This window comes from Anabaena sp. CCY 9613 (assembly GCF_963920895.1).
GTDB lineage: Bacteria > Cyanobacteriota > Cyanobacteriia > Cyanobacteriales > Nostocaceae > Cyanocohniella.
The window spans coordinates 68808-83922 of record NZ_CAWUDE010000010.1 but is presented as its reverse complement, the minus strand read 5'-3'; the positions used below and the strand labels follow the sequence as shown (position 1 = coordinate 83922).

Below are 15115 nucleotides of genomic sequence, written 5' to 3'. Positions count from 1 at the left end.
TGAGATAGCTTGTAGAAACTAATTTTTTAGATAAAAATAACAAATTACTGAGATACGCGCCAAATATTAATAGTATTGTCCTCACTACCACTTACTAGGGTATTACCATCTGGGCTGATAGCAATGGATGTTACCGTATCAGCATGTCTTAATAGTGTCCGCATTTGTTCACCAGTTTCTACATTCCAGAGTTTAACAGTGCGATCGCGGCTAGCACTAGCTAAGAGTGTACCATCTGGGTTAAAGGTAACGGTATTCACTGTTTCATCATTTTCTGTGAGTGTACGAATTTTCTGTTTTGTCGCCAAATTCCAAAGTTTAATCGTGCGATCGCGGCTAGCGCTGGCCAACAGCGTACCATCTGGACTAATGGCAACAGAAGTTACCGTCTCTGCATCTTCCCCCAGTGTGCCCACAAGTACTGCTTGAGACAAATCCCAAAGTTTAATAGTTTTGTCAAAACTGCCACTAGCTAGAGTCACACCATCAGGGCTAATAGCGAGCGATCGCACCCAAGAGGTATGCCCTTTTAATGTCCGTCTCAGTCCTCCTGTACCTAAGTTCCACAGTTTAATAGTGTTATCATCACTACCACTGGCTAGAGTCACACCATCAGGGCTAATGGCTAACGCCTGAATCGAATCAGTATGTCCCCTCAATGTGCGGACTAACTGATTGGTGGGTAAATCCCATACTTTAATAGTTTTGTCATCGCTACCACTAACCAAAGTGCGTCCATCTGGGCTGATAGCTACGACATTTACCCTTTGGAAATGCCCTTGCAAGGTAGCGATTTGTTTGCCTGTGGCGAGATTCCAGACTTTGATATTGCGATCGCCACTACTAACTAAAATTTGGCTATCGGGACTAATGGCTACGGATAAAACCCATTGTTCATGACCGTTCAACACCTTAGCTAAAGCCACATTCTTCAAGCTAATATTAGCCGACTGATCGACAACGGCTTTTGGAATACTCTGATTTTGACTCAACCGAGAAAATAAAACGGTGTGAACACGCCGATATTGCTGATACCAAGAATCGCCGATACCGAATAACAAAATCAAAGCACTTACTAAGACTAAATTTTTCAGTAACGTATATCTAACTGGTAAAGATGAAGTCTGAGTTACTGAGAGTTTTCCCCCAGACTTACCTGCTGGTGGTAGTGCTAATGGTTGTTTGGGAGTCAATTTTTTAATGACTTCATCAGCCGACTGATAACGTTCCTGGATATCTTTCCGCAACAGCCTATCAAGGACATAATCCAAATCAGTACTCAACGGACTTCGCAAATATTGTCGCCAATTAGTCACCCAACCATAGCCATACTCCATCCACAACTGAAAAGGAGACACTCCAGTTAGCAGATGAAAACAGGTAGCCCCTAAACCGAACAAATCACTAGCTGGGTAAGCCTTACCGTCTCTGATTTGTTCCAGGGGGGAATAACCATGAGAACCAATGGATGTACCGCTTCTATTATGTACCCTTGCCGTCAACTGCTTAGAAGAACCGAAATCGATCAGGCTTAATCGCCCATCACCATGACGACGGATAATATTTTCTGGCTTGACATCACGGTGAATCACGCCGCGATCGTGGATAAACTTGAGGACAGGCAATAAATGCAGCAAAATTGCTTGAACTTCCTCAGGTCGATAAAGTTTGTGTCGTTGCAACTCTTGTAACAAATTTTGCCCATTGACAAACTGTTGCACCAAATACAAACAATGGTCTTGCTCAAAGTAAGCTAACAAAGTCGGTATTTGTGGATGTTCTCCCAGTTCTTGTAGGCGTTTTGCTTCCGCAGCAAATAATTCTACAGCTTTCTTTTGCGACCAAGTTCCTTGAAACTTCGGCGCTAATTGCTTGATAACACAACGTTCATTTAACTTATCTGTATCTTCGGATAAATAGGTTCTGCCAAATCCCCCCTCATCGGAAAGTACCCGAATGACACGGAAGCGATTTCGCAACAGCGGCACCAACGGGGTACCACAAGCCTGGCATAACTTCTTTTTGTCAGGATTTAGGGGATTTGAGCAATCGGGATTTAAGCAGCAGATCATTCTCTGACAGGCGCGACTGCACAACAAATTATGCTAAGTTTGCCCCGAAATTTCCCTTAATTTAAAATTGGCTCTCGCGTAATTATGGTAGAAAACACTGCTGTAGGGGATTGGGGAATTACTTAATATAGTAAATATTGGTAGATGCTAGCCCATTTTCCGTTAAGTCGGAAAACTACAAGAGCCATAATATTACTTATTTTTTAGATTATATAGCAGGGCATGGGGAGATGGGGAGATCGGGAGATGGGGAGATCGGGAGATTAAGAAGATGAGGAACATAAAAACCAAGATGTTGGTACTCACCGAAAATCTTTCCCCCCTGCTCCCTGCTCCCTAAGGAACGTCAATAGGAATTAAAGCATTTTCCGGCAAATAGTTACGGAAACCCCCCTCATCCGCCAACACTAAAACTAAGCGCAAAGGATAATCGGGTGGAACTTGCAAATCTGCCCACGGTACTGCTACTTCAAAACAATTGCCTAAAGCTACTTGGGCACGAGTGAAACGGGGATGCCATTGATAATGTTCTCCCGCTTCCCGAAACTGCATCGATTGTGTCAGTAGATTAATTGCCAGATGATGGTGATACTGATAATTCATGGGCGCTACATCTGGTACATCTGCCAAGGGAATGGGGCTATTGTGCATTGTTTTATCTGGATAAAACCACAATAAATTCAACTCTTCTGGCAAATCTCTTCCGGGGACAACTCCACTTTTGAAGTCGAGGCGCACATAGAAATTCAAGTGATCTACCCCATACCAAAGTCGCTGGATGACACTGCTATTGTGCATCGTCCCTCGCGCCCCGCCAATTTCGATGCGACCTGCTTTATCCCAGTCCTGTTCATCGCCTCTACCATCAATGGCAGGATGAATAAATCCTTCTGGCTTATGGTCAGCACGGGCCGCGTGAATTTCTAGTGGTTGTTTGAGGTAAGATGGTGCGGGTTCATTCAGGGCTTTGTAAATGCCCAATAAGTGTTCCCGAAACAATTGATCAAACATGGCATCCTGATTTGAGGAATGTCCTTCACCAAACCACCAGAACCAATCAGAACCCTCGGCGGCATACAACGCTTCCCATGCTTCTGGGTTATTTTCTTCGGTGGCTTCAGGATGTTTCGCTAATGTTTCCCTGGCGTGGGTGAGATAGTCCCAAGCGCGATTTTTCACCGGGTCGCCAATCCAGGTGGTAAAGCTACCATCCACCCAAGAACCGCTGTGCAGTTGTCCTCCGGGAATGGTTGCTGTGGGAGGAAATTGTTCTAGATGTTCGGAGACGGTAACTAATTTTAAGTGGGGTTCATTACTGAGGGTTTGGTATAAAGCCTCTAAGAACGGTTTACCATCTTGGGGATAAAATTCCCAACAATTTTCTCCATCTAAAGCAATGGTGACTAACCAAGGTTGTTCACTTTGACGCTCTCTTTGCATTTTAGCGATCGCTTGCAGGTGTCCCACTAATTCAGCGGCTGCCTGTTTTGGTGGCATTGACCCATAAGTAAAGCCAATCAAATCGGATAATCTATGGTCACGAAAAACAATGGATAAATCACCTGCTGGGGTTTCTAGGCGATATGGGCGATAAATTAACTCTGGTTCCTGGACATTACCTGCGCCATCCCGATGAAAAAAGTGTTTCAACGTCCAGCCCAACACGGCTTCATCTGAGCAAATCCACTTGAATCCTTGTTTTATAATATACGGTAAAATTTCTGGGCTGACTGATTGTTCTGAAGGCCATAAACCACGTGGTTCTTGTCCAAAGCGCTCTGTATACAACTCCCAGGCTTTCCCCAAGTGCCGGGGAATGTCTTCTGCCCACTGAAAGCGTTGCTGAGGTAGTTGCATTTGTGAGACTGCTACCCGGCCCGAGTTGGTATCAGCCAGTAAAGGTAGAATCGGATGAGTGTAGGGTGTAGTCGTGACTTCTAGCTGCCCATTAGCTTGCATTTTCCGGTGTTGGGGGATAATGCGGCTGAGAATTTCCCGTTGTTTGGAATATATACGCTGGCGATCGCTTAAAGTAAAATTCCGACCCTGTTCTAACCATGCCGCAATTTCTGGGTCATCCCAAAAAATCGGATCAATCCAAGCCAGATTGTGCCAAGCCAGCAAATCACTGTATTCAGGCAATTGCCAATTAGCTAAACACCAAGCCTCACCCTTTTCCTGTCTTTGGTAATACAACTCAGCATAACGAGGATGGGGGTCAATCAGCGTATGGTGATTGGCATCAAAAAAGTGTTGAATAATAAATTCTTTTTGCTGCTGAGTTATTTTTTCATTTGGTGTCAGGCTAGCCGTGAGATACGGATCAAAAGCAGTGCCAGCAATATAATCTTCGAGTTGTAATATTAAGGATGGTACTAAATTTACTGTTTGATGTAACTTTGGATACTTTTCCAAGATTAAGATTAAATCTAAATAATCCTTAGTTCCATGCAAGCGTACCCAAGGTAGACGGTAATGCTGACTAGAAGAAACGGAAACGCCGCTGCCAGGAGACTTGTACAGCGGCTGATGTTGATGCCAGATAAAAGCGACGTGTAATGGATGAGACATAGTAAATCATTGAATACTGGGCATAGAGTATCGGGCATAGGAAATGGGACATGAGGGTATGGGTCATGGTGTCAGCAGAAATACTCTGGACTGCCACTACATCTGCATTCTCAGTCCCCAGTCCTCAGTCCCCAGTCCCTAAATTACTTGCTCAACTTCTGCAATTTCCGGAATCATTTCCCGCAGACGGCGTTCAATTCCCATTCTCAGAGTCATTGCCGAACTGGGGCAAGAACCGCAAGCACCTTGCAAGCGTAGTTTTACAATCGGCCCATCAAGCTCTACAAGTTCCACATTACCGCCATCAGACATGAGATAAGGGCGCATTTCATCTAATACTGTCTCGACGTTTTCAGTTGTCAGTTCCATTGTTTGAGACCTCTTTTGGTAGGAAAATATTTATATGCAACGTTTGTTAACTTAATTTTAGATATAATCGCCCCAAGATTGTGTTTTATCCAGAGTTTAGTCAGCTGATAGTCATCCCTTGATGACTCATAATCATCAGCACATTGATCACAAGTATTGTAGTACTTATTGCCAATATCTTTGCTAAGGCTTGTAGTGAGTTAGCGCAGTCTTGGGGAGCCAGTCTGCTCTTGCATTGCGCCACGCCGTGTAGGAACTAGCGTGGTTTCCCCCATGAGCGATTAACATACAGCCTTTGGCCCGGAGGCATTACCCAAAGGGTGAGGACTTTAACCCTCTTCTCTCAATATACAAGGTTGGGTTGAACAGAGTGAAACCCAACAATAACGAAGTCTTTGGGTGTTGGTTTATGCCTCCGGCACGCTACGCGGTGAGCGCAGCCATGTCCGTCAGGGCTTTACGTTCCATTGCTCCGCAACGCTAGCGCGAACAACCCAACACCTAAATTAACCAAAGTATTGAAAAACAAGAGTTTTAGATTTTTATCTGGTGAGAGTGATTACAGAGGGTTAATCACAATTATTAGCAGAAACTAAGACTGGTTGTTGGTACAGAGGCACAGTAAATGTCACCGTTGAGCCGAGTCCTTCACCGAGACTATAAAAATGCACTTCGCCACCCATAGCCTCTATCAGCTTTTGGGATATTGCCAGCCCTAAACCTGTACCACCGTAGTGACGAGTCCGAGAACCATCTACTTGAGAAAATAATTGAAACAATTTATCTTGTTTGTCTAGGGAAACACCGATACCAGTGTCTGCAACCCGGACTTTCACCATGCCAGGAAATTGCTGGTCTTGAATCTTTGTCTTTTTTAACACCAAGTCAGCACTGATGGTGATGCCACCTTCTTGCGTAAATTTTATGGCATTGCTGACCAAGTTAAGCATGACTTGTAACAGCCGTTGATAATTGCCTTGGACAATAATTTCATCAGAAGTCGGTAACATTTGCATCTGGAAGCTGAGGTTTCTAGTCTCTGCCTGGGGACGCATGAAATTTTCTACATCACTAAATAGCTCATCTAGCTTGACTGGAGAGCAAACTAGCTCCATTTTGCCTGCTTCGATTTTAGCGATATCTAAAATATCGTTGATGATGTTGAGTAGATGTATTGATAAGTGATGGGCTTCTGAGAGGAATTGATTTTGTTCTTCTGGGTCATCTGCCATGCCCTCCAAAATCAACTTCAAAAATCCGATCATGCCATTGAGGGGAGTCCGAATTTCATGGGACACATTGGCCAGAAATTCGCTTTTGAGGCGAGAGGCTTCTTCGGCTTTTTGACGGGCTGCTTCTAGTTCTTTGTATAAAGTAGCATGAGCGATCGCTGTTCCCAGTTGATCTGCAACTTCTTTTGCTAGTTCCAGTTCTGCATCGGTCAATGGATGACATTCATCTCGCAGATTTATGGCAATCAGTCCATTGGCTTGGTCTTGATAGCACGTGGCTACCACTAAGATTTTTTGCTGGGGACACAGACTATATTTCGACGCCTCCATCACCACTGGTTCTAGAGTTGCCAACGCCTGAGCAAAGGCTGGCTCAGAAGCTAAATCTATTTCTAAGCCAAGCATCGAGCTGCGTTGTGGCTGATGATATTCTGCTATCACCCGGACTCTGGAACTAGAGGACTGGTAAGGACAGATAATACAACGCTCTAGCCGCAAAGCTTTTCCTAAACTATCAACTGTCTGTTGCCAAATCAGGTCTAAATTCAATGTCCGCCGAATATTTCTGGTAATTTCATTTACCAGCTTTTGATGCTGCTGTGAACGTAAAGCCAAATCTATGGGTGTCGGCTCTGGTGGTGTTAACTTTACGTCTTGTTTGTTGAGGGTAGTTTGCAGTAACCGTCCCATTACTAAGACGGTAGTCGCGGCGGTTCCCAATTGCGGCATAATCGGGCAAATTGCCAACTCCAACTCGAATAACTGCTGGCGGTAGCTAAACCAACATTGAAATTTTTCCGGTACCAAACTACTCAAAATTCGCTGTAAACGTTCCAAATAAGCACCATTGTCTACAGGGACAAAAATTTCCCCTTTGTTGCGCTTGTTCACTATTTGCTTAGGGTTTAACCCCAACAGTTCACTTTGCTGCCAATAAAATGTCAGGTAGCGTCCTGTCCCATCTTGCGTGTACACTAACTCTGCTCCTAAATTTGGTAAGGAGCCACCAGGTTTATGAGTCGAATATTCCAGATTTTGGGAAAATAAATTCGGCAATTGGGATTTAGCAGTAATAGTCATTAATCGAGTTGGATAGACAAATGGCAACTCAGAACGTTTTTGCTAAAGCTGCCCCAAAAAAATTGGCATAAATTATTACAGCTTTGGCATCCACCCATTGGGTATTTTGGCGTTTATGGCATCTAGATTGACAAACTTTACGTGATTTTTATTTTGTATTCACAGCTTATTTACTGTTGTCAATCATTCCATTCCCCCCGAGGTGGAATAGGTATGCGCCGGGGGTTACGTGTCAGTTCATCATCCCGGGGAACTTCACCGCGCAGCCATTGACGAATCGCCACCTCAATCACTTTACTGGGGTCGTTTGTTAGATGCTGAATTTGCTCTAGTAACTCCGAGTCCAGGTGGACGGCAATTTCTACCTTATCGGCTCTTTTGTGATCCGCATCGGTAGCTTTCTCTTTCATATTCATAGGTTTATATACTCAGAGATTGTTACGTCTAAAGCTTTGTCAAGCCGTGATTATGTACCATTGGGGTTCTTTTACTGACAGTTTGCCAGTGCAGAGTTCCTGCACAGTTATATAGTTCCCCGAAATCCAACCAAAGTAACAGCATCTGGTTTTAATTGGTAATTTTCATCAAACTCACTAGACAACAGCTCTAGAACTTTTGTCAGTAAATCAGTAGTTCTAAGCATTTACAAGGTGTAACTGCCCACGATCTCTACATTATTTACTTATATATATTTATTGTACGCCTCTGGTTAGTCAATCCCTGCATGTAAAATAGACTTTATATATATTCTTTAAAGTCTACATAGGGGGGGAAGTCAGTTATTCCTTGTTCTTTCCTGACTCCACATCGACTAATGGCAGCGTCTTGGCGAAGAAAGTATTAAAATACATGAAGTAAATTGTTTGTTTAACCTTGGTTGCTGCTTCAGCAAAAGATAGTATATGACTGACGTTCCCGCCGTTCGTATTCGCAATTTTTGCATTATTGCTCACATTGATCACGGGAAATCCACCCTCGCCGATCGCTTACTGCAATCCACTGGCACTGTTGATGAGCGGAAGATGAAGGAACAATTTCTCGACAACATGGATTTGGAACGGGAGCGCGGCATTACCATTAAGCTGCAAGCTGCCCGGATGAATTATCAGTCCAAAGATGGTCAGCAGTATGTGCTGAATTTAATTGATACTCCTGGACATGTGGATTTTTCGTATGAAGTTTCTCGCAGTCTAGTAGCATGTGAAGGTGCGCTGTTAGTGGTAGATGCCTCCCAAGGGGTAGAAGCGCAAACTTTGGCTAACCTGTATCTGGCTCTGGAAAACGACTTAGAAATTATCCCAGTTTTAAATAAAATCGACTTACCAGGGGCAGAACCAGACCGGGTAATCGGTGAAATCGAAGAAATTATCGGTCTAGATTGTAGTGGTGCTATTCTGGCCTCTGCCAAAGAAGGAATTGGCATTAGTGAAATTTTAGAAGCTGTTGTAGAGCGGGTACCACCACCAAAAAATACTGTAAATGAACGCTTACGGGCATTGATTTTTGATAGCTATTACGACAGCTACCGGGGTGTAATTGTCTATTTTCGGGTGATGGATGGCACTTTAAAAAGAGGCGATCGCATTTATTTAATGGCATCCGGTAAAGAATACGATGTTGATGAGTTGGGTGTACTCTCACCTACCCAAATTCAAGTTGATGAACTACACGCTGGAGAAGTAGGCTATTTTGCCGCAGCCATTAAAGCTGTAGCCGATGCACGGGTGGGAGACACTATCACTCTCACCAAAGCTAAAGCCGCAGAAGCTTTACCTGGTTACACAGAAGCCAATCCGATGGTGTTTTGTGGTATGTTCCCCATTGATGCCGACCAATTTGAAGATTTGCGCGAAGCCTTAGAAAAACTAGGACTTAACGACGCTGCACTACAATACGAACCAGAAACTTCTAGCGCCATGGGGTTTGGTTTCCGGTGTGGGTTCTTGGGGTTGTTGCACATGGAAATTGTTCAGGAGCGTTTGGAACGAGAATACAACCTGGATTTAATTATTACGGCTCCTTCTGTGGTTTACCGTGTAATTACTAATAAGGGTGAAGAACTATTCATTGATAATCCCAGCAATTTACCGCCTCCCAACGACCGCGAAAAAATTGAAGAACCCTACGTCAAAGTAGAAATGATTACGCCGGAAACTTATGTTGGCACTTTGATGGAGTTGTCGCAAAATCGGCGTGGCATCTTTAAAGATATGAAATATCTGGCCCAAGGACGGACTACACTCACTTACGAGTTACCCTTAGCGGAAGTTGTCACCGACTTTTTTGATCAGATGAAGTCGCGATCGCGCGGTTATGCCAGCATGGAATATCATCTCATTGGTTACCGCGAAAATCCTTTGGTGAAACTGGATATCATGATTAACGGCGATCCAGTTGATTCTTTGGCAATGATTGTCCACCGAGATAAAGCCTACAACGTCGGACGATCAATGGCCGAAAAACTCAAAGAACTAATTCCCCGCCATCAATTCAAAGTCCCAATTCAGGCATCTATTGGGAGTAAAGTCATTGCCAGTGAACATATTCCAGCTTTACGCAAAGATGTACTTGCCAAGTGCTACGGTGGTGACATCAGCCGGAAGAAGAAACTGTTACAGAAGCAAGCTAAAGGTAAAAAGCGGATGAAATCTGTAGGGACAGTGGATGTACCCCAGGAAGCTTTTATGGCAGTTCTGCGTTTAGATCAAGGTTAAAACGCAAATTTCAGTTGCATATACTAAAAACTTGCATTCTTAACCTAAATACAGGTGGGAATCCAAGTTTTTAGTTTTATTTAGATCATTGACTGATTAAAGTGCGGTTGATTGCTCAACCAATCAAGCCCTATTCACCAATAATGCCACCGTCATTTTTGGTGATGACCACTGTTGCAGAACGGGGACGACCTTGGGGGCCATAACCTTGACTGTTGGGCCAGTTGCTATGGCTTGTAGGATTAGCAACAGTTCCGCTATCGCCTGGGTGTTGAATATTAATGAACATGGTTCTGTGATCAGGTGTAGTGATCACACCAGTCACTTCACAATCTGTAGGAGCAGTTAAAAACCGTTTAATTTCTCTTGGGTCATTAGGGTTGGCACAAACCATTGAGTTACTACCGATGTTGGCAATAGAGTTTCTACCATCACCTGCATGGTCAGTTTGAATCCACAGACGACCGTAGTAGTCAAACCATAGACCATCTGGTGAGACAAAGTCGTCACCATTGATATTACCTTGAAGATTGGGGTCGGGGTTTTGCTCGTCACCACACAAAACAAAAATATCCCAATTGAATGTGGTAGCTGCAACACTGCGTCCAGTTTCACGCCAACGAATGATGTGACCGTAAATGTTGCTTTCTCTTGGGTTAGCAGCATCAACAGAAGGACGCGCACTACCTCCAGGGGTTGTACCGTCTGGGTTATTCGCAGAGGCTGGTTCTGTTCCGCGACGAGAGTTGTTGGTCAACGTACAGTAGACTTCAACTTCATTGAATCCACCAATCCGGGGACGTTCAGCAATCCACTCTGGACGATCCATCATGGTTGCACCAACTCTATCGGCAGCTTGTCTGGTCTTAATCAGCACTTCAGCTTGGCTATTAAATCCATTCTCTGGTGTCAGACCACGCTGACCATAAACTAGAGGTAGCCATTCACCAGTACCATTGTCATTAAACTTGGCAACGTAAAGAGTACCGTGGTCAAGCAAATCGCGGTTAGCAGCCCGAACTTTTGTGTTGTATGGACGAGAGCAAACGAACTTATAGATATACTCGTTTACGTTGTCGTCACCTGTATAGTAGGCCAGACGGTTGTTATCATCGACAACATATTGAGCGCTCTCGTGTCTGATGCGACCCATTGAAGTACGTTTGACTGGTTTACTGTCGGGATCATAAGGATCAATCTCGACTATCCAACCAAACAAATGAGGTTCTAGGGGATTGTCAAAAGCATCAAAGCGTGGGTCAACTACAGGCCAGCGATAACTGGATGATGTGGGGATACCGTAGCGTCTTTGTCCATTGACGATATCAGCTTTTTTCTTTTCCAGACCTAAATTTGCCAAGACATCGCTATTGACATCGTCCTCTTGGTCGTTACTAAACGTCCGGTTAGCAAAATAGCCTTGAAAGTTCTCTTCACAAGTGAGGTAAGTACCCCAGGGAGTTATACCGTGGGCGCAGTTGTTGACTGTACCATAAGCGGTGTAGCCATCGTTGATACCAATTTCAAATGATCCATTAGGTTGAATGGAGAATTTCTTGGATTTCATCAACGCATCACCCGCAGCAGGCCCAGAAACTCGCATTTCTGTGTTGCCGGTGATCCGGCGACCATAGCGGGAATTGCGATCAACGCTCCAGCTATTACCAAATCGGTCTTTGGCTATCTCTAAAACAGACACGCCGTGAGCAGCCTGAGATTTTCTGGCTTTCTCAATTGTCATGTCGTCGTTACTTGCATTACCAGTGGGATGAAGGAATTGTTCTTGGGTATATTCGTGGTTAACGCAGAGTATTCCACGGTTGTTATATGCGCGACCTTCAACAGGTACTGGCAAACCCGATGTCCGGCTGAGATAGCTTCGTCCTGGAAGAGGGAAGAAGTGCATTCCATCAGTATTCGTCCCAAATTGCTTTTCTTGAGCCGCCGCATCTTGAGAAGCATCTGGGAACCAGTCTGGCGCACCAGGCATGATGGGGTCACCCCAAGCAACTAATACTCTGGCTGTGTAACCTTTGGGAACGGTGACAAGATCCTTCTCTAATAGTCCTGTTGCTGGGTTAAGCAGATTTGGCTCAATGCTCTCGAAGCCAATACCACCAAAGCCAAGTCCGGCGGGAACTGGTGCTGCTTCTACAGTTTGGAGAAAACTACTGATGGCAATATCACTAAATACAGTTGCCGCAGTAGCTCCCGCAGTTGTCATGATGAAACGTCTACGCTTCATGCTGACGCGTCCAATCACGTCAAGGATTGACTCGTTACCGGATGGGTTAATCGTTATATCGTTCTTGGGATGAAGGTGACCTTTCATTATTAGATATTCCTACTTGCAGGTTTACAAAGTTACTATTCAGTTAATTTATTTATGTCAGGAGCAGTGAGAGAATTCGACAAGTCCGCATTAATTTATTTAGACTTTTTTGAGTTTTCTACACAGTTGAAATTGGCTATTACTGCTTAAGTAAGCCAAACACGATTTAGCTTGTTTCAATTTAAGTAACTATCATTAACATCAGGTTATGTATTGTTTAATTTGAATTTATCGAGCAGTATCTTATAAGAAAATCATGACTTAAATGAAAAAAACACAGATCCTATCATGAATCTGTATTCATCATTAAAGCAATGATGAAAATCGCTATAATGCACCTATGACAAGATTTTTACTTTTTTATTTACAGTAGAATCAACTTAACTTATTGAAAACTAATTTCATTTATCGAATAATAAATTCGTATAATCCGTAAATATTTAGAGAGGTTAGCTATGGTTATTCGGAATTATCTTAAAATGCACTTACTTATTTACAAACAATTAAAAAAATGATAATATTAAGTTTTGCTTAATTTAAATTTATTAGTAGTAATTTTTTTTGTATTTGATCTCAATAATTTTTCAAACCATATTTAATATTTTTCAAGCTATTTTGTTGTCTCATATACAATTTAGTAACACCGTAATACAACAAGCAGTTTGCAAGTGAGCGTGGTACACCACAAAAAATGAAACCCTCTAGATTACTTTTCCTGTTATATCTGTAACCAAACTCGGATCAGGAACAGTGTTCAGTGCCTGGCTGTCCTATCCTGGAGATGGATAATACTGTTGTGGGTGAGACTGTGTTTTTCAGTGTTGTAATACCGACTTATAATCGCCAACCGATTTTGGAAAAGTGCCTACGCGCTCTGGAGGTACAGGAATTAAGTGCATCAAGTTCAGTTAATGAATATGAAATTGTCTTGGTTGATGATGGTTCTACTGATGGCACAATAGAGTGGCTAATAGCACACAAAGAAGAATTTCCCCATGTGCGATGGTTTGAGCAAGACCATGCTGGGCCTGCTGCGGCTAGAAACTTGGGGGTAAAACAGGCGCTGGGAGACACAATTATTTTTATTGATAGTGATTTAGTGGTATTGCCAAATTTCCTGCAAGCTCATGCAGACGCACTGGTACAGGGACGGGAAAAACTAGGAAACGATAGCGAAACGGTGCGGCTTTCAGCAGATCGCTTTTTCACTTACGGTGCAGTAGTTAATACTTGCAATTTTGATCACCCCACCAGTGAACCTTATAAAATCACGGATTTTTCCGCAGCTTTTTTTGCCACAGGTAATGTCGCCATCTCTAAACATTGGCTAGAGAAAGCAGGACTTTTTGATACTAGCTTCCAACTATATGGCTGGGAAGACTTAGAACTAGGTGTCAGACTAAAAAAATTAGGGCTAAAACTGATTAAATGTCCAGCCGCCGTTGGCTATCACTGGCATCCACCATTTAACTTAGAGCAAATTCCCCGGTTGATTGACCAAGAAATACAACGTGGACGCATGGGAGTCTTGTTTTATCAAAAGCATCCCTCTTGGGAAGTGCGAATGATGATTCAAATGACTTGGTTACATCGCTTGTTGTGGGGTCTTCTTTCACTCAACGGTACATTGAACGAGCGGACAATGGCTCCCTTTTTGCAATGGCTAATTAATTTAGGTAAACCCCAGTTAGCTTTAGAAGTAGCCCGAATTTTTCTCAACTGGTATAACGTCCAAGGCGTTTATGCAGCTTATTCAGAGGCAATGGGTAGTGGGGAGTAGGGGAAAATGTGGGAGTATTTTTGTTTTTGTCCCTAGTTTCTAATACCCAAAACATGGTAAGCTAGTAGGGTTGTCTAATCTCGCACATCCAGTCATTCGGGTGTTTCCTGTAACGGAAATACAACTGGGTGGAGGTTTAACCCGAATAGGAGTTAAAAAAATATATGCCAGTCGTTTCATTGGCTCAAATGATGGAGTCAGGTGTTCACTTTGGGCATCAAACCCGACGTTGGAACCCGAAGATGTCTCCTTACATCTATACTGCCCGCAATGGCGTACATATCATCGACTTGGTGCAGACTGCCCAGTTGATGGAAGATGCTTATAGCTATATGCGATCGCAGTCTGAGCAAGGTAAAAAATTCTTGTTTGTCGGTACTAAGCGCCAAGCAGCTGGCATCATTGCTCAAGAAGCCGCTCGTTGTGGTTCTCATTACATTAACCAGCGTTGGTTGGGTGGAATGCTCACCAACTGGGCAACCATCAAAACCAGAGCAGACCGCCTCAAGGATTTAGAACGCCGGGAAGAAAACGGTGCGCTAGATTTATTGCCGAAAAAAGAAGCTTCCATGTTGCGTCGTGAAATGACGAAGCTGCAAAAATACCTTGGTGGTATTAAGAATATGCGGAAAGTCCCCGATGTGGTCATCATTGTAGACCAACGCCGGGAATATAACGCCGTTCAAGAATGCCAAAAACTAGGGCTGCCAATTGTGTCTATGCTAGATACAAACTGTGACCCGGATGTAGTAGATATTCCCATCCCCGCCAACGATGACGCTATCAGATCAATTAAATTGATAGTTGGCAAATTGGCAGATGCGATTTACGAAGGTCGTCATGGCCAGCTAGAAGCGGAAGAAGATTACGAAGATTACGACGGCGCTGAGTATGACGAAGACTACGATGAAAGCGAATATGCTGAACCGTCGTCTGATAGTGAAGAAAAAGAATAATCAATCAAG

General features: G+C 43.5%; 9 protein-coding genes. 3 read left to right on the top strand and 6 right to left on the bottom strand.

The window, feature by feature from the left end; genetic code table 11:
* Window positions 1–44: 44 nt before the first annotated feature.
* The 5 genes from ACM0OT_RS13570 to ACM0OT_RS13550 all read right to left on the bottom strand — a co-directional run bounded on the left by ACM0OT_RS13570 (window position 45) and on the right by ACM0OT_RS13550 (window position 7740).
* A complete protein-coding gene (locus tag ACM0OT_RS13570; protein WP_414564861.1) occupies window positions 45–2072 on the bottom strand; it encodes a protein kinase domain-containing protein in 2028 nt (675 codons plus the stop codon).
* 336 nt (window positions 2073–2408) lie between these two features.
* Window positions 2409–4643 (bottom strand): glycoside hydrolase, encoded by a 2235-nt coding sequence (locus ACM0OT_RS13565; RefSeq protein ID WP_414564860.1) that lies wholly within the window; start codon window positions 4641–4643, stop codon window positions 2409–2411.
* Between the two features lie 138 nt (window positions 4644–4781).
* The gene (locus tag ACM0OT_RS13560; RefSeq protein WP_414546120.1) at window positions 4782–5012 is read right to left on the bottom strand and encodes a NifU family protein; all 231 of its coding nucleotides are present in this window, start codon (window positions 5010–5012) and stop codon (window positions 4782–4784) included.
* Window positions 5013–5581: 569 nt separating this feature from the next.
* Window positions 5582–7324, bottom strand: coding sequence for a sensor histidine kinase (locus ACM0OT_RS13555; protein WP_414564859.1), 1743 nt, complete (start codon window positions 7322–7324; stop codon window positions 5582–5584).
* 179 nt (window positions 7325–7503) lie between these two features.
* On the bottom strand, window positions 7504–7740 hold the full coding sequence (locus tag ACM0OT_RS13550) for a hypothetical protein (RefSeq protein WP_414564858.1): 237 nt from the start codon (window positions 7738–7740) through the stop codon (window positions 7504–7506).
* A 486-nt stretch (window positions 7741–8226) separates the two neighbouring features.
* Between ACM0OT_RS13550 and lepA the strand changes: the two genes are divergently transcribed.
* Window positions 8227–10038: a translation elongation factor 4 gene (gene lepA, locus ACM0OT_RS13545; protein WP_414564857.1), complete on the top strand. Its 1812-nt coding sequence runs from the start codon at window positions 8227–8229 to the stop codon at window positions 10036–10038.
* A 130-nt stretch (window positions 10039–10168) separates the two neighbouring features.
* On the opposite strand, the gene ACM0OT_RS13540 is transcribed toward lepA, so the two are convergent.
* Window positions 10169–12370 (bottom strand): PhoX family protein, encoded by a 2202-nt coding sequence (locus ACM0OT_RS13540; protein WP_414564856.1) that lies wholly within the window; start codon window positions 12368–12370, stop codon window positions 10169–10171.
* Between the two features lie 781 nt (window positions 12371–13151).
* Between ACM0OT_RS13540 and ACM0OT_RS13535 the strand changes: the two genes are divergently transcribed.
* Together ACM0OT_RS13535 and rpsB are read left to right on the top strand one after the other, a co-directional pair.
* Window positions 13152–14150 carry a glycosyltransferase family 2 protein gene (locus tag ACM0OT_RS13535; RefSeq protein WP_414564855.1) on the top strand — a complete coding sequence of 333 codons (999 nt, stop codon included), beginning with the start codon at window positions 13152–13154 and terminating at the stop codon, window positions 14148–14150.
* 164 nt (window positions 14151–14314) lie between these two features.
* Window positions 14315–15106: a 30S ribosomal protein S2 gene (gene rpsB / locus ACM0OT_RS13530; protein ID WP_414564854.1), complete on the top strand. Its 792-nt coding sequence runs from the start codon at window positions 14315–14317 to the stop codon at window positions 15104–15106.
* The last annotated feature ends 9 nt before the right edge of the window (window positions 15107–15115 follow it).